Source organism: Candidatus Levibacter sp. Uisw_134_01, assembly GCF_047717795.1.
Taxonomy (GTDB): Bacteria; Pseudomonadota; Alphaproteobacteria; order Puniceispirillales; family Marisalimonadaceae; genus Marisalimonas.
On sequence record NZ_CP159808.1, the window covers coordinates 1,550,278 to 1,574,865 of the forward strand.

General features: G+C 32.7%; 20 protein-coding genes. 3 read left to right on the forward strand and 17 right to left on the reverse strand.

Going from position 1 to position 24,588, the window contains the following annotated elements; all coding sequences use genetic code 11:
• Positions 1 to 7: 7 nt before the first annotated feature.
• From flgK to flgB, 10 genes are all read right to left on the reverse strand, one after another.
• Positions 8 to 6,394 (reverse strand): flagellar hook-associated protein FlgK, encoded by a 6,387-nt coding sequence (gene flgK / locus ABXT66_RS07945; protein WP_443642962.1) that lies wholly within the window; start codon positions 6,392 to 6,394, stop codon positions 8 to 10.
• Entirely contained in the window at positions 6,395 to 6,727 is a 333-nt protein-coding gene (locus ABXT66_RS07950) for a rod-binding protein (RefSeq protein ID WP_443642963.1), read from the reverse strand.
• 10 nt (positions 6,728 to 6,737) lie between these two features.
• Positions 6,738 to 7,862, reverse strand: a complete 1,125-nt coding sequence (locus ABXT66_RS07955; RefSeq protein ID WP_443642964.1) for a flagellar basal body P-ring protein FlgI — start codon at positions 7,860 to 7,862, stop codon at positions 6,738 to 6,740.
• 12 nt (positions 7,863 to 7,874) lie between these two features.
• Positions 7,875 to 8,537 (reverse strand): flagellar basal body L-ring protein FlgH, encoded by a 663-nt coding sequence (locus tag ABXT66_RS07960; RefSeq protein ID WP_443642966.1) that lies wholly within the window; start codon positions 8,535 to 8,537, stop codon positions 7,875 to 7,877.
• A gap of 14 nt (positions 8,538 to 8,551) precedes the next feature.
• Positions 8,552 to 9,337, reverse strand: a complete 786-nt coding sequence (gene flgG / locus ABXT66_RS07965) for a flagellar basal-body rod protein FlgG (RefSeq protein WP_443642967.1) — start codon at positions 9,335 to 9,337, stop codon at positions 8,552 to 8,554.
• A gap of 69 nt (positions 9,338 to 9,406) precedes the next feature.
• Complete coding sequence (locus tag ABXT66_RS07970) at positions 9,407 to 10,159, reverse strand: flagellar basal body rod protein FlgF (RefSeq protein ID WP_443642968.1); 753 nt, start codon at positions 10,157 to 10,159, stop codon at positions 9,407 to 9,409.
• 33 nt (positions 10,160 to 10,192) lie between these two features.
• A complete protein-coding gene (locus ABXT66_RS07975; protein WP_443642969.1) occupies positions 10,193 to 14,869 on the reverse strand; it encodes a flagellar hook-basal body complex protein in 4,677 nt (1,558 codons plus the stop codon).
• Between the two features lie 30 nt (positions 14,870 to 14,899).
• Positions 14,900 to 15,592, reverse strand: coding sequence for a flagellar hook assembly protein FlgD (locus ABXT66_RS07980; protein ID WP_443642970.1), 693 nt, complete (start codon positions 15,590 to 15,592; stop codon positions 14,900 to 14,902).
• Between the two features lie 9 nt (positions 15,593 to 15,601).
• Positions 15,602 to 16,018: a flagellar basal body rod protein FlgC gene (flgC, locus tag ABXT66_RS07985; protein ID WP_443644730.1), complete on the reverse strand. Its 417-nt coding sequence runs from the start codon at positions 16,016 to 16,018 to the stop codon at positions 15,602 to 15,604.
• Positions 16,015 to 16,401, reverse strand: a complete 387-nt coding sequence (gene flgB, locus ABXT66_RS07990) for a flagellar basal body rod protein FlgB (RefSeq protein WP_443642971.1) — start codon at positions 16,399 to 16,401, stop codon at positions 16,015 to 16,017. Before flgB ends, flgC begins: the two co-directional genes overlap by 4 nt.
• A gap of 156 nt (positions 16,402 to 16,557) precedes the next feature.
• On the opposite strand from flgB, the gene ABXT66_RS07995 reads away from it, so the two are divergent.
• Complete coding sequence (locus ABXT66_RS07995) at positions 16,558 to 17,010, forward strand: hypothetical protein (RefSeq protein ID WP_443642972.1); 453 nt, start codon at positions 16,558 to 16,560, stop codon at positions 17,008 to 17,010.
• A gap of 2 nt (positions 17,011 to 17,012) precedes the next feature.
• Here ABXT66_RS07995 and ABXT66_RS08000 read toward each other — a convergent pair whose 3' ends face one another.
• The 7 genes from ABXT66_RS08000 to ABXT66_RS08030 are packed head-to-tail and all read right to left on the reverse strand — an operon-like array spanning position 17,013 to position 21,010.
• Entirely contained in the window at positions 17,013 to 17,429 is a 417-nt protein-coding gene (locus ABXT66_RS08000; RefSeq protein WP_443642973.1) for a hypothetical protein, read from the reverse strand.
• Between the two features lie 50 nt (positions 17,430 to 17,479).
• On the reverse strand, positions 17,480 to 17,755 hold the full coding sequence (locus tag ABXT66_RS08005; protein WP_443642974.1) for a hypothetical protein: 276 nt from the start codon (positions 17,753 to 17,755) through the stop codon (positions 17,480 to 17,482).
• Positions 17,756 to 17,768: 13 nt separating this feature from the next.
• Positions 17,769 to 18,065: a flagellar biosynthesis anti-sigma factor FlgM gene (gene flgM / locus ABXT66_RS08010; RefSeq protein ID WP_443642975.1), complete on the reverse strand. Its 297-nt coding sequence runs from the start codon at positions 18,063 to 18,065 to the stop codon at positions 17,769 to 17,771.
• A gap of 46 nt (positions 18,066 to 18,111) precedes the next feature.
• Positions 18,112 to 18,867: a flagellar basal body P-ring formation chaperone FlgA gene (flgA, locus tag ABXT66_RS08015; protein ID WP_443642976.1), complete on the reverse strand. Its 756-nt coding sequence runs from the start codon at positions 18,865 to 18,867 to the stop codon at positions 18,112 to 18,114.
• Between the two features lie 3 nt (positions 18,868 to 18,870).
• The gene (locus ABXT66_RS08020; RefSeq protein ID WP_443642977.1) at positions 18,871 to 19,317 is read right to left on the reverse strand and encodes a hypothetical protein; all 447 of its coding nucleotides are present in this window, start codon (positions 19,315 to 19,317) and stop codon (positions 18,871 to 18,873) included.
• Positions 19,318 to 19,321: 4 nt separating this feature from the next.
• Positions 19,322 to 20,473 (reverse strand): flagellar assembly protein T N-terminal domain-containing protein, encoded by a 1,152-nt coding sequence (locus ABXT66_RS08025; protein ID WP_443642978.1) that lies wholly within the window; start codon positions 20,471 to 20,473, stop codon positions 19,322 to 19,324.
• Positions 20,474 to 20,488: 15 nt separating this feature from the next.
• Complete coding sequence (locus ABXT66_RS08030) at positions 20,489 to 21,010, reverse strand: LPP20 family lipoprotein (protein WP_443642979.1); 522 nt, start codon at positions 21,008 to 21,010, stop codon at positions 20,489 to 20,491.
• Between the two features lie 237 nt (positions 21,011 to 21,247).
• Between ABXT66_RS08030 and flhA the strand changes: the two genes are divergently transcribed.
• The gene (flhA, locus tag ABXT66_RS08035; RefSeq protein WP_443642980.1) at positions 21,248 to 23,365 is read left to right on the forward strand and encodes a flagellar biosynthesis protein FlhA; all 2,118 of its coding nucleotides are present in this window, start codon (positions 21,248 to 21,250) and stop codon (positions 23,363 to 23,365) included.
• Positions 23,366 to 23,395: 30 nt separating this feature from the next.
• The gene (locus ABXT66_RS08040) at positions 23,396 to 24,571 is read left to right on the forward strand and encodes a hypothetical protein (RefSeq protein WP_443642981.1); all 1,176 of its coding nucleotides are present in this window, start codon (positions 23,396 to 23,398) and stop codon (positions 24,569 to 24,571) included.
• Positions 24,572 to 24,588 lie beyond the last annotated feature (17 nt).

The following is a 24,588-nucleotide window of genomic DNA, read 5'->3' on the forward strand; positions in this document are numbered from 1 at the left end:
TAAATTTTTATACAACCTCAATAAGAGACTGAAATAGTTCTTTAGCTGTTTGCAATATACGTGCCGAAGCTTGATATGCTTGCTGAAACTCTAATAAATGCGCTGCTTCTTCGTCTAAATTAACACCTGCAAACTCACTTTGACTAGCCTCTGCAGCGTCCAAAGTACTAGAGGCTGAATTTAAAGATAGTTTGTTTGCTTGAACGTTTGAGCCAACCTTCGCCACTGTTGTATTAAAGATTTCTTGAAAATTACCTTTATTTGTTTCCGATGGATCAGAACGTTGTAGGTTTAAAATATTAATTATATTTCTGTTATCACCGTAACCATCTTTATTACTTGAAAATTCAAAACTATTATTAACTAATGCTTCTTCAGAAAACTGAAATTTTGTGTTATTAACTTCGAAAACTCTATTAACATCTAAAATTCTAGATGCGATTGAGTGCCCTGATTTTTTATCAAATATCTCTACTTTATTTTTGTTTGTAGCATCGACTTTTATAGTCAACTCAGGATTAATGTCGTTATTGAGAGTTTCACTAGCTGTAAACTGATCATACTCAGCACTTATTTTTCTAGCCCCACCACCCATAACAATTGTGATCAAATCTTCTGGAGGTAAATTTGTAAGACTTACTTTTTCTGCAACTGAGTTTTGGATAGAATTATCTGGTATATCAATTTTAATAGGATCTCCAGAAAATGAAGATACCTTTAAACCTTGATTATCTACTACAGCTCTAATGTTTTGAGTTTTAATTCCATAAATATCATTAGCAATTGGATTACCCATAATTTTAAAATCTAATACGTCTATAGTATGACTTATAGATAGTCTACCTACTTTTTGGGTTCCTACTTTTACAGTGGATGCTGATCCGCTTGCTGGTACAATGGAAGTAATTTGTGAGAAAACTTTTTCACCTACAACTCTGGTACCCGCACCTTGAGCAGTCATAACTTCTGTTTGCGTTTTACCAAATTGGTCTAAACCTGTAATAGTATACAATTCTCCAACATCTGAACCTGCAGGTGTTATTGTAACAACTTGAGGATCCATAACAACTTGAGTTGCTTGTGTTCCAATTTTTATAGTGCTTGCAGTATTATTAGCAACAGAAATTGATAAAATTTCGTTAAACGATATGCTACCAGTAGCCGTTGCACCGTTTACACCTGTAATAGTATCAGTTTGATAAACACCAGAAGTGTCATAACCACTGACTACAAAACTATTACTTGTTTCATTTCCATTACAAAAAACTGTGACCTTCCCATTAAGAGATTTAGAATTATTTAAAGCACCATCAAGTATTAAATCACCTGCTATTCCAGATTTGCTTGCAACAAGACTATCATCATCAGTTGTAGAAAGAACCCCACTAGTTACAATAGCTACACCTGCAGACATATTAGAATTATAGATGGAGTCATCATCAGTTAAACCTGATGTTTCATTCCATGAGAGAGTTATGCCACTTGGAGGAGAACCGCTTAGTTCAGAACCAGCACTATTATAAAAGACCGGCACGTTACTACTATTAAATTTTATAGAATAATTAGATTTTATATTATTTTCATTTACTTCAATCGCAATAGCAGGCGTTGACCCAGCAACTGTTGGTTGAACAACTAAGTTTCCTAATATTGTTGTAGTTGCCGATTTTAATCCAAAAGCCTCAGCATTATTAATATTAGTTGTTGTTGGCACCAACTTAAACTGAGCTCCTTCAATTGTGCCCTCAGCAGTAGCAATTAATTCATATCCTGGTGAAGTTCCTATTTCAATATTACCTACAGTATTTGAATTTGGTGTTATTGATACAACAGTTTTGAAAAGACCTGTGGTTGAAACTGTATTACCAGAAATAGGACCAGTTATAGTTTCTGTTTTAGTTAAACCATCTGTATCAGTACCTACTATTGTGAAAGAATTATTACTTTCATTAGCCGTTGATGTAATTGAAATTCTTGTTCCCGAAGTAGATCCAAAACCAGAAACCGTTCCTACGTTAATATTACTTGCAGCTGCATCAGAAGAGATTTGACTAACTGTTTTAAAAAACTTTGTACCATTTACAGTATTGGCATTTACACCTGTAATAGTTTCAGTTTGTGCAACTCCGTCAATATCTGTCCCTGTAATTGTAAATGTAACAGAGGCATTATTAGATGAACTAGATATGCTTACTGTAGACTTTAAATTTGATGATGCTGTACTAGATAGAGCTCCATCAATAGTGAAGTTTCCAGCGCTTCCAAGTGTTTCATTATCAACCAAACCATCACTATCGGCTGTTACTGAATTTAATCCGTTAATAATTAACGGGGTTAATGCTGTTCCACTCTGAGAAATAGCAAGCAAGTTAGAAATTGTTTCAGAAGTTCCATTAAAGCGAGCTTGAATTCTATTTTTTTCTGGACCCTCTACAACGAGATCACCTGATACCATATTTAGTTTATAAATTTGACCTTCAAAACTCAAATCAATAGATTGACCTTCACTTGGGAGTGAATTTAATACAATACCTTTTAATTGCGAAGTAGGCGTTTCTGTCCTTAATGATGAAAGAAGCGCCGTTGATACTTCTATGTCTGTGTCAGCATTTACAGAATTTGCGTCAATTATTGTATCCCAATCTCCATCAGCCGCTTCAGTACCTATTTTAATGTTGCCATTAGAAGTACCAGAAGAGTTTATGGACGTAACTGATTTAAAAATATTTGAAGTAGTGACTACTCCACTATTTGATCCAGAAATAGTTTCCGTTAAGACCTGATTATCTAAACCCAAGCCAGCAATAACAAAACTTGTACCTGTTGTATCCTGCTCACTTTTAATTTTAATTTTAGCGCCCAGATAATCTGATGTGGATAATACGCCATCCATAGTTAATGAACCTGATGAAAAAGAACTCCATTCGACCAAGCTATCGTCATCATTAATAGCATTGTAACCTAAAGTGCCTACTTTAATGTTACCACTTGCGGTAGCTGAAGTAGTAACAGATGTAATAGTTTGAAAAATTGTGGATCCATATACTGTTGTTCCAACAGAACCACCTGTAATATTTTCCGTTATTGTTGTTCCAGATAAATTAGTTCCTGTAACAGTAAAAGTATTTCCTGTTTCACTAGCTGAACAATACACACTTACTACAGCATTTAAATTATTTGCGTCTTTTAATTTTCCATTAAGAGATAACGTTCCAGCTACGCCTGGGTTTGCATCTTGATACAAGCTATCGGCGTCACTTACGTAAAGCGTATAATCTTTTTGATTTATATCTAATCCATATTTAGATAGACCAACTACTGCTTTTTTGCCATCAGGCGAACCAACACTATTATCAAGATCATTAAAAACTTCGGGAGTTATAGTAGCAGATTCTCCTGATTTACTTCTATTTATATTTATATATCCATTTTTAAGAGGGTCTTTAATAGCAGAAGCAATTATACCTGTATCTGTTTGAATAGAAAAATTCTCACTAGATACAAATTTTATTTCACCTTTAATATTAGCTGATGATTTATTTGCATTACTAACATCTATCAATAATTTTGGATTTTTTTGGGAATTTTGATTTGTAAAGTCTTCACCTAATGTTTCTAAATAAAAATCTGAAGGCGCAGTGATGTTTTTAAAATTTATATTATAGCCATCTTGTGATTCAATTATAATTTGTTTGAAGTCACTCGTTAAAACCGCTGTTAAACCAGTTTGTGAGGCATATTCATTAATATTTTTAGCAAGCATAGATAAGTCTGTTGATGCCACACTTGCGTTTATTAAGACTGCTTCTGTGTTTTTACCTTTTAAGTCAAAAGTGACTGCTCCACTTACACCTTCTTCTAATGGACCAAGCATTACTTTAGTGCTCGCAGTAACATTGACGCCTGTACCAGCTAATTCAGACGTAAGTTTGTTAGCTACGTAATAGGCACTTGATCCTACCGGAATATTTGTAGTCTTAGCAATGTTATCTTCATTAGTAAGTTTTAAAGAACTACTAACAGCCTCTGTTCCTATAGTTACTTTTCCTGTGGAATTCCCGTTAATACTTATACTTAGAACTTCTCTAAATACTTTACTTCCTTTTACAGTAGTTATATTCCCTCCAGTAATTGTTTCAGTTTGATAAATACCATCTAAATCATAACCATTAATTGTAAAAGATCTTCCAGTTTCATCTTTTTCGCATGCAATAGTAATATTTGAATTTAACTCTTTAGAGTATTGTTTTTGTCCATCTAATGAAATAGATCCACTTGATACTATTTGTGCAGTAAGGAGGCCATCCATGTCAGTGGCTTGTTCGTTATAACTAATATTTGAACCAAAATTTTTTACAAAATCTCCACTGGCTGTTTTTCTTGATAAATCCATACCTCTATAATCATTATTTAAATAATCATTTCTATATTCAGCAGAGCTCAAAAAACCGTTTTCACTCTTAATTAGTGAAGCTATTTGAGATGCATTTAATGAGGTTCCTGACACATGTCTTCCATCCCTCGTGAAAACTTGAATATTACTACCTACACTTGATGCCGCTGGAATATTAGAAATTGAAGGTGAATAAGAATTCCCTTTTGACAAAATTGATCCACTAGTGATATCTGATAATGAAGAAGCTATAGTTAAATATCCATTGGAACCGGATGCAAATAAACCATAAGTTTTAAAATCATGTTGGCTTTTTCCATCCAACATCAAACCTGAATTCAACAAATTTGCTAATTCTTCAACAGTCTTAATTCCGTCACCTGGGTCTGTAGCAGCTGAGTTGAAATTTATTTCATTATTATTATCTAGTTTTATATTAAATGAAGAGAAACCTTTAATCTCACTGTCTGCAATGGTGAAAGTTGCTGACGATTGATTTCCTATTGAACTCAAGTTAATAGATTTAGTTGTAGATGGAATTGTCGTTACTGGACCATCTTTTAAAAAAGTAGTAGCTACTAAAGGGTTGTTACTAGAAGTAAATGTATCAGTTATTTTGGGAGGAAAATTTATTTTTTGTTCTTCAATTGAGCCAATTATATTTAAGTCAACACTTCCTGTATTAGCTGAATTTTTTGAAATTAGATTTTTGGAGGCTGCTGCAAAATCTTCTGGATTATTTAAATTAAACTTCATAGAGCCTGCTTTAGTTTGAAGAGGAGATATTACAAAACCGTCTCCATCTTGAGGCTGTCCTATAATTTCAATTTTATATCCTTCAAACTGAATTTGATTTCCATAAGCGTAAGAAACTCCTTTAGAATCTCTTACTTCCCAATTATTATTAATTTGTGAGTAATTTACTAAAACTTGTTCTTGACTGATTTTACTTGGATTACTCTCAATTGAATTAAATTCTAAAAAACTTTTATTATCAGAATTTGCTTTTGGTGACATTGAATTTACTGAAAACATTGATTTACCAATGTTTCCATTTAAATCTATTCCAGAAGTTTGAATATTATTAATCTGGTCAGTCATTTGTTGAGCTAAATCACTTATTTCGCTACTTACTGAGTCAACTAAACTATAAAACTGAGAGAGCCCTGATATAATTCCAGATGAAAATATGCCTGTACTTTTAACCCCAGCATTATTTACAATAATTGAAAGATTGTTTTCAGTTGAAGAAGAAGATAATGTTGCCGCTTTACTTCTTTGAAGAATATGTACGCCATTTCCAGAATCTCCTAACCTGATATTTACTTCTCCAGTACTTTCATAATCAACAGTAAAATTTAAAAGTTTAGATAAATCCTTTAGCAATTGATCCCTTGCATCTAATATATCGTTAGATGCTTCTTTGGATCCACTACCTGAAATTAAACCGTTAACTTTTACTAATTGATTTAAATACAGGTTAGCCTCTGTAAGTTTAACGTCTACCTCTTTAATTGAACTAGATTTAAAATCTTTAAGTTGTTTATCATAATTATTAAAAGAAGAAGATAAAGCTCTTCCTGCTTCCAAAGACACAGTCCTTGCTGAAATACTATCAGGACTACTTGCAACATCTTGCAATGAATCAAAAAATCTTCCTATAAAAACACCCAGATCACTGCCTGAAGGTAATAACATATTTTCTAAGTCACTTAATTTTGACACGAAATCATTTAACATTTCATAATCAGATTGTGACGTTCTGGTTTTATCTGATAAATATGAATCAAAAGACCTTCTTATATTTGAAACCCTAACACCAAGACCTGAGCTATCAGAAACGTTTGTTGCTCCCCCAGAAACACCTGCAATTTCTGTAATGTCCGCACTTCTTTTATTATAACCTTCAGTATTGATATTAGCTATATTTTGCCCAGTTACAGACAAAGCTTGCCTGTATGCTTGTACTCCTGTTTTTCCAATTTCAAATAAAGAGGCCATTTACTTAACTTTCTTTGAGTTAAGATGAGGTTGAAATTGTTGAATCAAAGCTTCTGCTATTCCAAAATTATTCTTTTTTGATAAAATTTGAGAATACTCAATATCAAGCATGTTATTAAAAGTATCTTGGGCTTCGGAATTAAATATACCATCAGCTAGCTTACCTTGTCGTGCCTGTTTAAGCATTTGATGGACAAAAATAGCTTCAAATTGATTAGCAACATTTATTAAATCTTGGTCTTTTTTATCTTTTAATTTTGAAGTGTTCTGATCATGCGATGCACTTTCAGCTAAAAAGTTAATTTGATTTATTTTTGATAAAGAATTATCCATGGTTTATAACCTAAATTATAATCATTTGAGCTCTTAGAGCACCCGCTGCTCTTAAGGCTTCTAAAATTGCAACTAAATCTGCGCTAGTTGTTCCAATAGCATTTATGGCATCAACAACATCTGCCAAGGATGTTCCTGCATCAAAAACAAATGCTGAAGCAGTATCAGCACCAGCCTCTACTTTAGAATCCGCCTCAGTTGTGGCAGCAGTTGCGGTTGTAACATTACCTGCATCATCATATAATGTTTGTCCAGGAGTTGTGTTCGTATCTTCACTAACTTTTACTGTTAAGCTTCCATGGCTAACAGCTGCCGGCGTCACTCTTACATCACCACCAATTACAATAGTTCCTGTTCTTGCATTCACAACAACTTTAGCAATTGGAGAAGCGGGCTCAACTTCAATATTCTCGAGCAAACTCATAAAACTTACTTTTTGAGATGGATCTTTAGGAGCTCTTACAGATATTGAGGTATGATCAAGCGCCTTTGCTACATTAGGTCCAAATACTTTGTTAATTTCTTCAGAAACTCTGTTAGCTGTTGTGAAGTCACCTTGATTTAAGTTCATTACAAAGTTTTTCGAATTTATAAATGGAGCTTCCACCATTCTTTCTACTGTCGCTCCATTTGCAATTGTTCCAACTGTAGGAATATTTACTGACATAGAAGAACCATCTGCGCCTTCAACACCAAAGCCACCAACAGCTAAATTACCTTGTGCAATTGCATAAGTTTGACCATTAGCCCCCTTTAAAGGCGTCATCAATAATGTACCGCCCCTTAAGCTTTTAGCTTTTCCCATAGATGACACAGTAATTCCAATTTTTTGCCCAACTTTGATAAAGGGATCTAAGTCAGCAGTAACCATAACAGCAGCAGAATTTTTGCCACTAAGACTTCCGGCATCAACATTCATTCCAAATTGTGATATTGTTGATTGCATACTTTGAAGAGTTAAAGCTAATGATGAATCACCTGTTCCATCAAGTCCTACGACTATACCGTAGCCCATTAATTGATTGGATCTAATACCAGCAAAACTCACCATATCTTTTAATCTATCTGCCATTAATTGGTTTGAAATAAGCGAAAAAATAAATGAAATTAGAAGAATTAATTTTGAAATTTTCATGTTTTTAATATCCTAAAACGGTGAAATTGCTCTAAATAAAGCACTACCCCAACCAGGTTTTGAAGCACTGTCAAGAACTCCAGCACCAACGTACTCAATTTGTGCCTCTGCAATTTTTGCAGATGAAACTGTATTTGTTGTAGATACATCTTGTGGTCTTATTATCCCACTTAATCTTATATATTCAGTACCTTCAGTTATTCTTAATTTCTTTTGACCTTTAATTTCTAGATTACCATTAGGAAATACTCTCACTACAGTCGCAGATAAAGTTCCACTCAAACTATTTGATTGGTTAGTTGCCATAGACCCTGCAAATGAGTTTGTTTTAGAAGCGCTACCACCCAAACCTGCAAAATTTCTCATTATGCCAGTAGGTCCAATTTCTGCTCCAATAGTATCTGTTTTTCCTGATGAATTAGAAACTGCTTTATTAGAAGAAAATGTCTCACTTAAAGTAACGGATAAAATATCACCAACTTTTTTTGCTCTCCTATCTGAAGAAAAAAGACCTGCGGAACTAGCACTATATATTGATCCATTGGATGGCTCATCTCTTGCAAACTCTTCAAAGGAGGGTGTCAAAGGTTTGAACTCTTTATTATTAGTTTCTTCTATATAAGTAGAACAACCATTAATTAAAAATATAAAAAATAACAAAAATAACTTTTTCATTTTAACTCCTGCTATTAAAGGTTTTGACTGATAAATCTAAGCATATCATCAACACCAGAAATAGCCTTTGAGTTAACTTCATAGGCTCTTTGCGTTTCAATCATGTCGACTAACTCTTGTACGACATTAACGTTTGAACTTTCTAAAGCACCTTGGACTAAGCTTCCAAAACCATTTTCAAACGGATTTGCAACAATTGCTGGTCCACTTGCAGGAGTTTCAACTAACATCGACTGCCCTATAGGTTGCAATCCTCTAGAATTTGCAAAATCAGCTAATTGAAATTGACCTACCTCTTCAGCTTCAACTTCACCTGGGTTTTGAACCGTAACTATTCCATCAGCTGAAATATTTATACTTGTTACGCCCTCAGGTATAGCAACCTCAGGCTGAATTACATATCCAGATGCAGTAGTTAAAAGGCCTTCTGCATTCCTTCCAAAAGCACCATTTCTTGTAAAACCAACTCTTCCATCAGGCATAAGAACTTGAAAAAATCCTGAGCCGTCTATTGAAACATCTAGGGCGTTATCAGTCGACACTATGTTACCTTGAGAGAATAACTTGTCTGAGTTTATAATTCTTACTCCGGTACCAACAGAAAAAGCTGAATTTGTTTTTGTATCACCAGATGTTTGAGCACCAGATTCCTTAATTACTTGATATAAAAGAGATTCAAAATTGGCTCTATCTTTTTTAAACCCTGTTGTGTTCACGTTAGCTAAGTTATTAGCAATAACCTGCATTCTAGTATTTTGAGCATTTAATCCGGTTTTAGCAACGTGCATGGCATTAGACATATTAAACTCCTTCTTATAAAGATATAAGAATAATGCAATACATATGCCATTTTTATGAAGATGAAACTTTTAACTAGGCATCCTCATTAAAGATGCCGTGGCTTCGTCAATTTCTTTTGCAGTAGTAACAAATTTTACGTTAATTTCATAAGCTCTTGATTGTTCAATACCAGAGACTAATTCATCGACTGTCTTTACATTAGACCCTTCAAGAAAACCTATTAATAAAGAAGTTTTATTATCAGGCTCTGGAACAGATCCATTAACTGTTCTTACAAAACCATCTTCTGATTTAGCAAGTGGTACTTCGGATCCTGATACAGTAGCTAATTGTCCTATTTTAATTTTTTGGCCAATCGGTGCATTTAATGGTTCAATTTCTATTGTACCATCAGCAGCGATAGAAATTTTTCTATGAGGTGGAATTGTCATAACTTCTAGATCTACATTTAACATGGCTGTTCCTGTTCCATCAGTAAAAAGTCCATCTTCTGCAACCTTGAAATCACCTCTCCTAGACAACGCAATATTACCATTTTCTGGTTTTACAAGAAAATACCCTTCACCATTAAGTGCTACATCTAGTGGCGCATCTGTTGGGTTTTTGGGACCTTGTGAACTATCAAACCCACTGGCGTCTTGAAGAGCCATAACTCTTGGATCTAACCCCTTTGATCTATCTAGGTAAACTGAAGCAAAATTTGTTGATATGTCCTTTTGAAACCCTGTCGAAGAACTATTTGCTAAATTCTGAGACGTAACGGATTGGTTAGTTCTTAGAATTTGCATACTATTAAGAGCTGTATAAATACTTCGATCCATTATCTTTTCCTTTACCTAGTACCCAACTTTTAATTATGATCTTATTTGAATAATTGCTTGAGTAAGTGTCGTATTAGTCTCAATAGTTTTAGCGTTAGCCTGAAAGTTTCTTTGCGCTGTAATCAGATTGACTAACTCTTCAGTAATATCAACATTTGACCTTTCTAATGAACCTGAGAGAATTGTCCCATATCCATCAGCTCCAGCCTCTCCAACAGCTGCTACACCAGAAACAGAAGTTTCAACGTATGTAGCGTTACCAATTTGTTTTAATCCATTTTGGTTGTTAAAATTAACCATGACTAATCTACCAAGAGCAATATTCAGACCATTAGTGTAGTTAGCACTAACTAATCCGTTAGCAGCAACATCCAATCCATCAAGCTTACCGACAGTTTGTCCATCTTGAGTAACAGATCTTACGTTAAAATCTGATGCAAATTGTGTGGACCCGCCAAAGTTTAAATCCAAATCAATTGACAATGCATTGGTTCCTGCTGCTGCATCAGCCGCAAAGTCACCTTGATATCCGACTTTTTGTATAGGACTAACCAAGTTACCTTGTGTATCAAATGTTAACTCACCAGGCCTTAGGAAAACTTTAGCAAATGAACCGTCTGTTGTAGCTGTCCAAGAATTTTCAGGAGCCAATGTAGTAGTCGTACCTGCATCATTAACGTATAATGACTGACCAGTGGCTGAACTTGCAGTGGCTGTAGCCATATTTACAAAAGATGGAGTTGTACCTGTTACAAGTTCAAGATCGTTTAAACCCATTCGAGAGCTAGCTGATACGAATATTTTACTATTTATCCCTGTAGTACCAGTAGTAAATGTAAATGCATTATCAACGGTGCTGTAAGTCACAGCTACACCATTAACAGTATTACCAGCACTATCTTCCATTTGATTAATTCTTGATTCCAACGCAGTTGCCAAAGAAGTTCCATTATAAACACCCTCTGGAACTTGAATAGCAGCCGTAATATCATTGACGTTTACAACAAATATTGTTTCTTCAGCTGCATCTGATAGGAAGAAATCTTCAGATAAATCTTCATTAGAGGTTTTACCACTCAACACAGCTGCTGAAGATTGTAGACCTTTGCCTGAAGTATCGGCAGTGACTGTTGTTATCGCAGTTGTAGCATTTATTCCTAAAAGAGCACTTGTACCACCAATTCCAGCATTAGATGTAGTAGCAACACCATCGACTATAGCAAGTCTTCCAATTTCAATATTAGAAGATGCTTGACCAGAATCTCCAACACCAACAGCTGAGTTAGCAGGAATATTTTCACCAGTTGAACCACTAGCTATACTAAACTTACGAGTTAAGTTGTTATATGAAACCTCTACTCCATATGCTCTTTGAGTATCAGCAGCTATTTGGTCACCTGTAAATAAAACTGACTCAGCTTTTAATAATGCACCACCACCAATATTTGATGATGCTTTGTTACTTTGTGTTTTTAAGCCTATTGCATTAGCTTTGTTTCCTTCACCAGGACTATATGCTGAGAAAGAAAACATTTTACTTGCGGTAGATGTTCCTATTTTAGATGGAATACCTTGCAACGTAAAATTTTGTCCCGATGAATCATAAGTTATTTTTAGAGCTGGGTCCGCTTCATCAACCCAATCATCTGTAATTGAAATCTCTTGAAAAATTTTAGCATCATCGGCATGTATTTGAGCTGTAGTGCCTCCTGCCCCTCTAGTTAAACCCGTAAAAGTAGTTGCTGTTTTACCAGTGTAAGACATTACTTCAGTACCAACCCTTATAAAACCAGAATCTTCAAAACCATCAGTAGAATCTACTGTCATACTAGTTGCAGCAGCAGTTATACCAGCGCCATCATTTATAGCAGTTGTTCTTGTTTCTAGACCCATAGTTTCAACACTTTCAACTAAGCTAACTTCAGAAAGTAAGGTTACTGCTGCATTATCACTTCCAATGGCTGCAGTAGTGCCGTTAGCACCTCTAGTTAAACCTGTAAAAGTGATTTCTATAGTGTCGTTGTTAGGAAACGGTCTTGTAGTACTATTTGCTGTAAACCCAGTATAAGTAACATGTTCAGATCCAATCAACAGAGTTCCAGTTTCGGGGAAACCACCGTTAGGAAAAGTATCAACTGTTATTGTAGTGCTTGTTGCAGTAATAGCACCATCAAGAATTGCTGTAGGAGCCGTATATGTCGTTGTATTATCTTGAGCTTTAACACCAATAGTAAAGGTATTTGCTGTCTTAGCTGTATAAGTCATGTGCTCGTCACCAACCTTAATTGTCCCTGTATCAGGAAAACCATCTGTGGAACCAACTGTTAAAGTACCTCCTGCTGCTGGCGCAATACTTGTAACGGCAGCGGCTGCAAATGTATTTCTTAACTGGTCAGTAAAGCCACTAAAAATATCTTCTGAAAAAGAAGCTAATTTTACTGTTGCATCATCTACTGCACTAGCAGCTCCAGCACTATTTGTGTTTCTAGTAATTCCAGTAAAAGTAGTGGAGGTTTTTCCAGTATACGTCATTTCCTCAGTACCTATTAATAAAGTACCTGAAGTTGGAAAGCCAGTAGTCGTATCAACTGTAAGTGTAGTGTCTGAGTTGGTTATTGCTCCATTAAGAATAGTATTTGCTTGGTTAGCGTCTTTATTCAAATAACCATGTTTATTCAACTCTTTTAAAACTATTCTATTACTTCCAAAGTGTTGTGTTTGGTTATCAAAAATATCAGTACCACCCTCAAAATATGCGGAAACATCTTTTGATGTAGTATGTAATACTTTAATTTTCGTTTCTGTAATATTTATAGCAGCAGTTGAATCTGACTTTAAGTTTAAAAAAGTATTACCATTGGCATCAGTACCCGCACTAGAAACTGAGAATTGTGCGCCATTATATTTTAAATTATTTACCTCTGATGTAGCAGTATCAAATTCACCAGCTATATAAACTTCAGTAGGAAAGCTTGTAGTGGTAATTGTACTATCGGGGTCATTTACGTATACCTTTAAAGTTCCACTAGCGTCTTGAACCATCGTATTACCACTGACTGCTTTAACATCTAGCGCTTTTTCAAAAACCTTTAAATCTGGAGAAGAATTATAGTAGCTATGCAATAAAAATTTTGTTTCATTAGTAATTGCATTTTCATCTAATAAATCAGTTGCTGGTTGCTTATAATTAAAACTTAATACTTCAGTTTCTTTAATGGCACCTGCTAATTTTGCACCTGAAGCTCTTGCAAACAATGAGGAACTTACTCCATAAGTTGAGGCACTATTTGTGTTTCCATCAGCTGAAACAGCAGCTCTATTTAAAGCGTCATTAATTTGAAGCTGAGCATGAGCTAAAAATTCTTCTCGTGTAAAATTAGGAGATGCAACGTTTTCAATACCGCTAGTTGCAGAAAATAAATCTTCAGTAATGAAGCTGTCTTGCATTAAATCAACTTTAATTGCTGATAGTGTTTGAAGTTCGTCGTTATTATCTAACTGGTTAAATTGTATTGAAAAACTTCCATCAGTTACCGGGTCAATTGATAATTTAGCATCATCACCTAAACCCGCGTTTATAGCTCTTTGTACTTCAGATGCAAGAGTTGCTGCGGTATAAGTTCCTGGCCTAATGTCAATGCTCTTAAAACCCGCACTACCAGTAGTATCATCAACACGTACTGTGAGAAAATCTTTACCCCAGTAAGTAGATTTGTTCAAAGTTGGGTTTGCTTCATAAGTAGTATTGTATTGTAATGGGTCAGTTACAACTGTGATTGATGGAGCGGTTGCTGTAAACGCAGCATCTTCAAGGACAGTAGAGGTGACTGTAGCTGCTTTAGAAACAGTTTTATTTGATAAATCATCTAAATAAAATAATGGCTGTGTTTGAGCCACAGAGATAATTTGTGGCTTCTCATTCATTGGTATAATTTGACCAAATCTATCGACCACTAAAGTTTGACCAGTTGGCGAAATGGCTTCTGTTAAAGATGGTTCAACTTCTCTGCCATCTACAATAAATTTAGTTTGGTATTTATGAGTTGCCTCTGAACCTGAAGCAGCTTGTGTTTTTATAAAATAAGCAGTTGCAATAACTGGGTTACCTAAATTATCGAATATAGTCACAGAAGTAGATGAGTTAAAAGTGGCTGGATTTTTCGGATCGAAATCATCTGCTGAAGCGAAGACTGTTGACGAAGCAGGTAAATTAACTGCAAGTTCAAGGTTATCAGTTTTTTTAGCCTCTCCAGCTTCTAACTCTAATTTAAGAGGTTCGGCGTCTGCGATTTCACCACCCTGGACGGATCCATCATCAGAAACTGGTAATGCAAGTACAAATTGTCCTGCAGAGTCCACAACATATCTATCATTGTTAACGGAAAAAGAACCGTTTCTAGTATAAACCGTTTGGTTAGTTGTTAATGAAGGTTTCAAGGCAAAAAACCCTTGTCCAGAAATGGCCATATCTAATGCATTTAATGACGAAGAAACGTTACCTTGTGTAAATTGTTGTTTAATACCTTTTAAAATAGTACCTGAACCAATAGAAGATGAACTATTCTGTAACGGCGAGGTAGCAAAAATATCACCAAATTCTGCTTTACTTCTTTTATAACCAGTTGTAGCCACGTTTGCTATGTTATTTGAAGTAGCTGAAATATCTGCCTGTGATCCGTTTAGTCCTGTAAGAGCGGTATAAAATGACATCTCTAATTTCTCCTAGTATATATTAATTTTTTAATTTTTAAATCTTACTACCTGTGATGGATCAATAGTCCCATAATCTTCAACTTCTAACATCACACCTGTATCGGTTTTAGAAGTTCCAGATACACTAGCAAAAACTTGCGTAGATAACTCGCCTGTATCGCCAACGTTTCCAGTAAATGCCCTAATGGTAATCGGAGAGTTAGAAGATTTAATTTCTTCTGGAAGGTCTTTCCATTCAAATCCAACTAAACCTGCTTTTTGCATGCCTAAGGCATCTTGATGTAATACTTGACCATCACTATTTTCGAATATGATATTAAGATTTCCAGCTGTCTCTGGTAAATCAACAACCCCGCTTATGATACCTTCCTTGTCTGGTCTAGCATACTTACCTGGTACTAGAACTGAATGTCCCATCAATTGGGTTGTGGAAGCTATTCGCATCTCAGATAATTGGTCACTTATTGACTTTATAGACTGATCCATTGAAGTTATGCCAGTTACAGTTGAAAACTGTGCCATTTGAGCAATAAAGTCTGCATTATCAACTGGTGCAAATGGATCTTGATTTTGTAATTGGGTAGTCATTAATTTTAAAAAGTCATCTTGACCAAGTTGATCTTTAGTTTCTTTTGGTGCAAATTTTTCTTTTGATGCGTTAATACCTAATTTATCTAAAATATTTGTTAACGATTGATTTGAAGAATTAATTTCAGACATTATATTTCCTTATTTTCCAATTTGTAAAGTTCGCATTGTTAAAGCTCTGAGAGTAGTAACTACCTCAACATTATTTTGGTATTGTCTAGATGCTTCCATCATATCTACCATTTCTTCATCTACATTGACTGGAGCCTTAAATATGTAGCCATCCTTATTAGCCGCTGGATGGGATGGCATATATGTTTTGATAGGATCTCGATCAATTTCTTTTACTTGAATTGCATCAACAGTTGCCACTCCATTTTTTTTGACTAAATCACTATATTCAGTTTTAAAAACAGGTTTCAGTGGTTTATATGCTGTGTTAGGATCTCCAGTTGTTGATCCGGCATTAGCTAAGTTCGATGCTACGGTGTTTAATCTAACCAATTGAGCTGCCATAGCTCTACCCGCAATATCATATACTGATTTAATATCCATTATTCACCCTTAATTGCTGACATAATTTTATTAATTTTGCCATTTAGAAAGTTTACAGTTGAAGTATATCGCATAGAATTCTCAGCAAACTGCATTTGTTCGACAGCTAATTCAACAGTGTTACCATCTAGAGATGGTATGAGTGGCTCTCTATATGATGTTTCATGAATTGACTTACCTGAATTGTGAACAAAATGCTTCTCATGCGAAGTTTTAATAGGTCCATTTTGGTCAAATTTTTTAATCTCATCTTCAAAGCTAATATCTCTAGCTTTATAATTAGGAGTTGCCGCATTAGCTATATTAGATGCTAAAATATTGTTTCTTCTACCTCTTAATTGGAGGGAAGAAGCATAAAAAGATAATTGATCTTTAATAGTATCCATAACTTTAACTCTTGTAATAACTTTTATTCAAAGAGTGTTTGCAAATAGAATGCCAATTAAATTCATCAAATTTAAATTTATATTTTTTTATTTATAAATAAAACTTTAACATTTTTTATATTGTCGTATTTAATATAAGAACATAGGATATAAATTATGGAATTTTCAGATAAAATTATTGATAAAAAAGAAGAATTGCTAGATGAGTTTCAGAATTTAACTCTAGATCAATTAGCAATAAAAATTAAAGAAATTTCAAACCGAGAAACTGATGTAATATTCCAAATCGCCTGCTTAGCTGCCCGTGTCTCAGTTTTAAATGAAAGAATAAAAGCAATTATGGGTGAAAACGTGCTCAATGATAATTTAATTGAAAATAATAGAGGCAAAAACACAAATATTGTTGAAAAAATTTTAGAGCCTTCCCCCGATCCTACTAACAATCCAATAGAGTGGGTAAGAGTTCAAATTAAAGAAACTACAGAAGTAAATGGCGTAAGATTTCCATCAGGAATTCAAATTGATGTCACAGATGAAGACTCAAAAAAGATGATAGATGGTGGAAAAGCTATTTTGTTAGAAGATTTAGAAACAAAAGAAAGTGTTTAAAACTATTTTCTGTAATACGTATAGATAGCTTCTACTTCATCCTCTCTTAAACCAGTATTCTTTTTAATACTCTCTTTATCTTCTCCTTTTCTCGCCATATCGATTGCTATCCCCAATATGTCTTCTGAACCTTTAACGTTTCCTAATCTATTTATTTCTCTTTCAATGAAACTAATTTTATCAGTAATTTTAACAATTTCATTTTTTTGTGATTCTAATATGTTAACTATGCTATTTAAATAATCTTTTAGCTCTTTATTTGAATTATGTATTATATTTGCATAATCAATAATTGATTGTTTATTCTGTTGAAACTTAATATTTTGCATTAAAAACAAAATTAGAAAACCAACTATTACAAAAATAATAGAAAAAAATATTAAGATTTCAAAATTTGATAGTAAAAATTCTACAAGCATGTTTTTATTCTCATTATTTTATAAAAAAATGCTATATAAATTTTAAAAATTTAGAGTGATTTTTCAGAAAAAGAATTAATTAGATCAGCTTTAGGTAAAATTCTAGCTTCTAATTTTTCTATTTTATTAATGATATTTTTTATTTGAATTTGATCATCAGAAGAAACATTTGTTAAATTATCTAAATCCAACAATTCTTTAAAATTAATTAATTGAGTTTCAATATCTTTGTTCACTGATTTAAAGTCAGTTGTTGAGAATTTATTAACATCAACTAAGTTTAGTTTATCTAAAGATTTTTCAAACGTATGTAATTTATTTTCCATGGTAAACCAAAAACTAAGATTTCATTTCTCTGTAAGCCTGCATTAAGGCATCCGACAATTTATCCATGTCTAAAGGATATTTACCAGACGAAATAGCCTCTTTAATAGTAGCAACTTTATCAGCATCTATTGGTGCTGACGCTGCCATTTCAGATACAATTTTTTTAGTTGTATTAATATCTACAATATTATCAACAGATACACTTGTGTCTGAAATTTTACCAGAAGCCACATCATTTATAGTTTTATGAGAACTTTTTAAATCAGTCTTTGGTATATTATTTGTAATGTTATTTGTTAATTTATCCATTTTATCTATCTCCACAGTAACCTTAACGACTTAACGTTTAATAATTTTAGCGAAAAACTCTTATTATTTTATTTTTATTTACGTAACCCTTAATTACCTTACCACTTCTTAAGTTTTTGACCTTAATTATATCCCCTAAATTCCCCGAATCTTCAGCTTCACCTGCAACAGCAACCGAAGCATTTCCCATTTGAGACACAATTGACAAAAAATCTCCTATATTTATCTCAAACCTTTCATATAAATGTCGAGGGTGCAATAATTGATCCACTTTTAAATTTTTTTTCAATTTTCTCCCTACTAAATCTTCTTTGTTGTTAAAAAAAGATTTTTCAGATGGTTTTGATGTAATAATTAAATCCAGATCTTCTATCTTTATTATATCATTTTTTTCTAAAGATCTTTTAAGTTTTACTGTATGAAAAGTTTTATTTTTTTTCAATTCTTTCCTAGATATCATTTTAGTATTTCTATTTGTAGCTTTAGAAATTATCTTGTTCTTTTTAGTATCTTTGACAGGTTTGTTTACTTTAATCCTAACAAATAAGTTAAATCCATTTTTTTCTAAACATTTTACGTTTAAAGTTTTGTAATTATTGTATGCTTTATTGATTTGAATATCACTTCCACAATCCTTAAAGACGATTGTTTTCGAAAAAAGTGGCTTACCTTCTATACCTTGTGTCAATAACCAAGTAGATATTTTTTCGGATACTTCTTTTCCTGTAATGGCTATAGTCTGTTTACTAATAGTTGAAATAATTAATATAGTTAGCACATAGTAAAAGAGTTTTTTTATCAATGATCATCCTCCAAAAAAGTAAATTTGTGATGAGTTAGGTGAGGTGTATTTTTGTTTGCTATCTATTTTTTTATTTTTCTTAATTATTAAATTTCTAATCTCATTGATACTTGGAAGATATAATTTTTTACCTGAATACAAATAATTTGGGTTATTTCTCACAAAAGCATTCTTATTAAAATGAACAATGGCTAGACTTAAAATATTATTATTAAAAGATTTTGTACCATAATAATTTAACATTATATCACTTAGAGTTTCATTTTTTAAAACAATATGTTTTGAGCTATGGTTCAAATCATTTAAAAAAACATTGTCAGTCTCAATTTGCTCTTTTGCTGAATGCCCCCTGTATTCTAAAACCACAAACGGTTCAGAAAAAGATAATGTTGGATATAAAAGCAACCAAATTATAAAAATAATTTTTAAAGCAGATAGTTTGTTTTTCATTGAATTACTCCGTGAACTCTACAATTAAATTATTAAGTGTGCTTATGTTTATATTATCATTTAAAGGTAATAGAATACTGTGATTTTCAAAAATTTTACTTGTATGCACTATTGCTGAACTATTGCTAAGCATTGAGTTTTTAATGTTAATACCTTTAATTAAACCCATTTGCTTGTGTTTAAGACCCTGTTTTGAACCTAAATCAACACTTAATCCATCTTTTGTAACTTTCAACTTACCCTCTAGAGGTCTGCAATTAAATTCTTTTAAAAAACTATCAGCTACATCCATCAAGTGTTCATTGACTTTTTTATCTACATTATCAATATCTAATGTCGATATATTTCTTATAAACTGAAAATTACTTTTGATTTTATATCTAATAGGTAAATCATAATTCTTAGTCGTTAATAACTTAAAATTCTCTCCTTTAAAAATTTTAAGTGAAATTTTTAATAAATAATTTGAGAAACTATTATCCTTATCATTTTCAGATAATTTAAATTCTGTTACCATACTGTAGTTTCCAGACTGAATTAAAGGTAATCCATTAACTAATGCACTATAATCAAATGACGGATTAATATTTGATTTAAGAACTTTTTCGAGAGATTCATGTCTATGATTTATTGATACAACATTAGGTAATTCACCAATAATATCAAAAAATGTATTATACCATTTTGGTATTTTTCTAGAAAGTTTTGATGGTATGTTTGAATCATTTATATATGATCCTTTAAAGAAAGTTATATTGATAGGTTTTATGGTACAATTCTTAGATGATTTTTTTCCGCCTACAATGGCACTGATTTTAATGCTCAGGAACTCTTTATCTTGTCTTTCATTTAAAATTTTAAAATCAATTACTCTATTTGTCGCTCTTATAACTGATTGATCATTAATAATAGTACTTGAATTTATAGCTGAAAAACCGTTTACATCTGCACCCCCTTTAAGAGCAGCAAGATAGAGAGCATCTTCTAGAGCCCTCTTTCTTGATACCTCTATGTTACCGTCTATAACTACAGATCTTCCAGTTGCTTCAACTTGTTTAAAATTTTTATCTTCTTCAGCGGATAAAGAACTACTAATAAAACTTAATAAAACAAGTACTACTAATTTATTGATTAATTTATTTTTCAGATTAAACATTTGTATAATTTCAGATTATGTTCTTCGAGCATTTCTTAACATCATTAACATCATATCCTTGTCTATTTCTAAAACTGTTTCATATGTGTCAACTCCAGTAGGATTTATACGGACAGTTTTGGCTCCTCGGATAACACCTTTTACAACAGCTCTAAAAGTGTCATTTTGAACCATTAAATCAATAACTGTTGTATTTGAATCCACCTGAATACCATGTATTTGTTCAGCTAATTCTCTCATAGCTGCCATTCTAGCAGATCTTATTGCCATCAATCTTTTTTGTGCATCTGTTCTACCAGGTTGACTTGAAACAACGGCATAACCTATAGCAGATAAAGTAGGAATTTTTTCTACTGAACTATCAAAGACTTCTTTCAATGCCACTATTCCATCACTGTCTGATTCAATTTTATTCGCATTAAATCCGTTCATAGGTGAAAACTTAGAGCTTGCAACATTTTGCAAACATCCTGAACTTAATAACAATGAACATATAGTAAATGTAAGCGCTACATTTTTTTTTGATTTATTTAACATTTTGAAAACTCCTGAAGGATAAATTAATTCTGAGAATGGAATGCAGATAACATGCCAATGTTAAAAACGTCCTCATATTTAATCGAAATAAACAAAAACTCTATTTTAAATATTAATATATTGTATTTCTGGCATCGTTCTTGCTTCTTATCAAACACAAGGTTTTTATAACATTCACGAAATTAACTAACTGATTTTATTGAATATTATAATTAATAAAAGTTTTGAGGAGACGTCATGAATTTGACAAGCACATTAGGCGGACAATTTTTTATATTAGAAAAATTAAAACCATTTGGTTTACCATTAGCAATTTTAATGCTTATGGTAATGATGGTAATACCATTACCTGCCTTCTTATTAGATGTTTTCTTTACAACAAATATTCTACTGTCTTTACTAATATTAATGGTATCACTTCATACCTTTAGACCATTAGATTTTTCAAGTTTTCCTACTGTTCTTCTATTTGCAACAATATTAAGGCTTGGCCTTAATGTTGCTTCAACTAGAATTGTTCTAAGTTCAGGACATACTGGATCAGACGCTGCAGGTAAAGTAATAGAGGCTTTTGGTGAGTTCGTTATAGCAGGAAATTATGTAGTAGGTATTTTTGTTTTTGCAATATTAATTATTATCAACTTAGTTGTTATTACTAAAGGAGCTGGTCGTGTTTCAGAAGTTTCAGCTAGGTTTACGCTTGATGCAATGCCTGGCAAGCAAATGGCTATCGACGCAGATCTTAATGCAGGTCTATTAACAAGCGAAGAAGCTAAACAACGTAGAGATGACATAGCTAAGGAAGCAGATTTTTATGGATCAATGGATGGTGCGTCAAAATTTGTAAAGGGAGATGCTATTGCAGGTATTTTAATACTCTTAATTAATATTATTGGAGGATTAATTATTGGAATCGCACAGCACAATTTACCTGTATCAACAGCTGCTGAAAATTATATTATTCTATCTGTTGGAGATGGTTTAGTGGCCCAAATTCCTTCATTATTGCTTGCTATTGCTACAGCCATAATAGTTACAAGAGTTTCAACAAGTCAAGATCTATCAAAGCAAATTGGTACACAAATAGGTATTAAACAAGCTTGGTTGCCAAGTGCAGGTGTTTTATTTCTTCTTGGTATAATTCCTGGGATGCCAAATTTGTTATTCTTAACGGCATCAGCTTTAACTTTTTTTATTTGGTGGACTATCAAAAAACAGGGGGAATCTTCTGGAGAGATAAATGATAAAAGTGTTAAAGAAAATGATGAAGATAAGTTAGATAATACAGACGATGATAATGCTTTGTCTTTATCTGAAATAGCTGATAATTCTGCAATTTCAATGCAGTTAGGATATGGACTTATTCAACTTGTTGATGATGAAAATGACGGGCCATTAATAGCAAGGATTACTGGGGTAAGAAAACAAATTTCAAAAGATTTAGGTTTTATAATTCCTCAGGTAAGAATAAGAGACGATTTATCCCTAGAGGCAAACCATTATAGGATACGGATTGGACAAGAAATTGTAGCTGAGGATAAAATTTTCCCTCAATTATTACTAGCCATCCCAGGTGATTCCGCACAAACAAAAATTGAAGGAACAGACGTCAAAGATCCAAGTTTTAATATGGATGCCACATGGATTGAACCTCATCAGCAAGCTAGAGCAGAAAATTTAGGTTATATGGTTGTTGAACCAGAAGCAGTAATTGCAACTCATTTAAATCAAATTTTATCCAAACAAGCTGCTGATTTACTTGGTCAAGATGATGTCCAGGCTTTATTAGATAATTTGTCAAAGACTTCACCACAGTTAGTGTCATCAACTGTACCTAAATTAGTTCCCTTAAATATTCTTACATCTATACTTAAATTATTGTTAATTGAAAATATGCCTATTAGTGATCTAAAAAGGATATTAGAAGTATTAGCAAGTCTTAATGTTAAAACCATGTCCCCAATTGAATTAGCTGAAGCTATAAGACCAACAGTTTCTAGCTTATTAATTCAACAAATAGCTCCATTAAATAATGCACTTCCAATAATAACATTTTCAGCAGAGTTAGAACAAATGATCGTGAATATTGCCAAGCAAACAGGTGCAAATGGATTAATTCTTGAAGGAAGCTTAATACAAAAAATAGTCTCTGGCATTAATAGTGTCATGGAAAAAATGCAAACTGAAAATAGGAAAGCTGTTATGATTACGGCACCTGTGATAAGACGCGATTTATCACAAATGCTAAGGCAACATATACCTACATTAGATATCCTTTCATTCACTGAACTACCTGATAATAAAAAAATAGAAGTAGTGGCAAATATTGGATCAGATGAAGAAAGTAATAGTTAAACTTTAGAAATAAAAGAGTAGGAGACCAAAATGACACAACATAGAGTAATTGCAGAAGATAGCTTGTCGGCTATGGATCAAATTTCAAAGATTCTTGGTAAGGATGCTGTTATATTAGAAACTAATAAAGTTAACGGAAAGATTGAAATTTTAGGTTCTAATAATATTCAAGATATAGCTTCGTCAAATGCAAAAAAAAGAAAAAAAGAAAAATCAGGTTTTAGTCATTTATTTTCGAATCACAAATTAGAAGAAGGTACACAAGTTAGAAAATTAGACTCCATTGTTAATGAAAAAAAAGAGGAAAAATCTTTTAATAATATAGATCAAACCAATTCAAATATTGACATTGTAAATAATAAAACTTTAATTGATTTTACAAAAAAAATGGAGAATTTACTTGAAAATATGATTATCACAGACATTAGTGATAATGAATTATGTAACAATCAATCGTTCAGAATAGAGCTTCTAAAAAAAGGTTTTTCTAAAAAAATAATTTCTGAATTTAAAGAAAAAATTATGACTAGTGAAAATATTGACCCTGAGTTAATTTTTTTCCATTGTTTGGCAAATAAGTTAGTTTCTCCATGTGAAGATAAAATTTTAGGAGCAGATATTATTTTTATAAATGGACCAAGTGGTTCAGGAAAAACCACGCTTTGTTCAAAAATTGCTTCATATATTTTAGATAATAAATTCAGTGGTAACGAAAGACATAAATTATCCATTGTTAATTTTGCACCCATATCAACTAATCACTCTGAACTTCTCAATTTTGGAAGACTATTAAATTTAAATGTTAATAATATTTCAAATCTAGAAGATCTTAATGCTTTTATTGATGCTAATAAGGAAAATAACAAAGTGATTGTTGACGTTTCCCAAGAAAACAAGCATACATCCGGCTATATCCAATATCTTGAAAAATTATCATTAAATAAAAAATTTATAAATATTTTAACTCTTCAAGCTAGTTCAAATAAGAGTATGATAAATTCAACAATGAACTTTTATAAAAATACTTTTCCTACAATAGCTCTAACTAAACTTGATGAATCACACATATGTGCTGAAGAACTGTCAATTTTAGGAGAGCTAAACTGTAAAGTCGGTATATTATCAGGATCACGATCAGTTATTGGATCCTTAGCTTTTGCTAAAAAAGAAGTTTTGGCACAATATATGAATAACTTATCTTTATAATATAGTTTGATAGGATC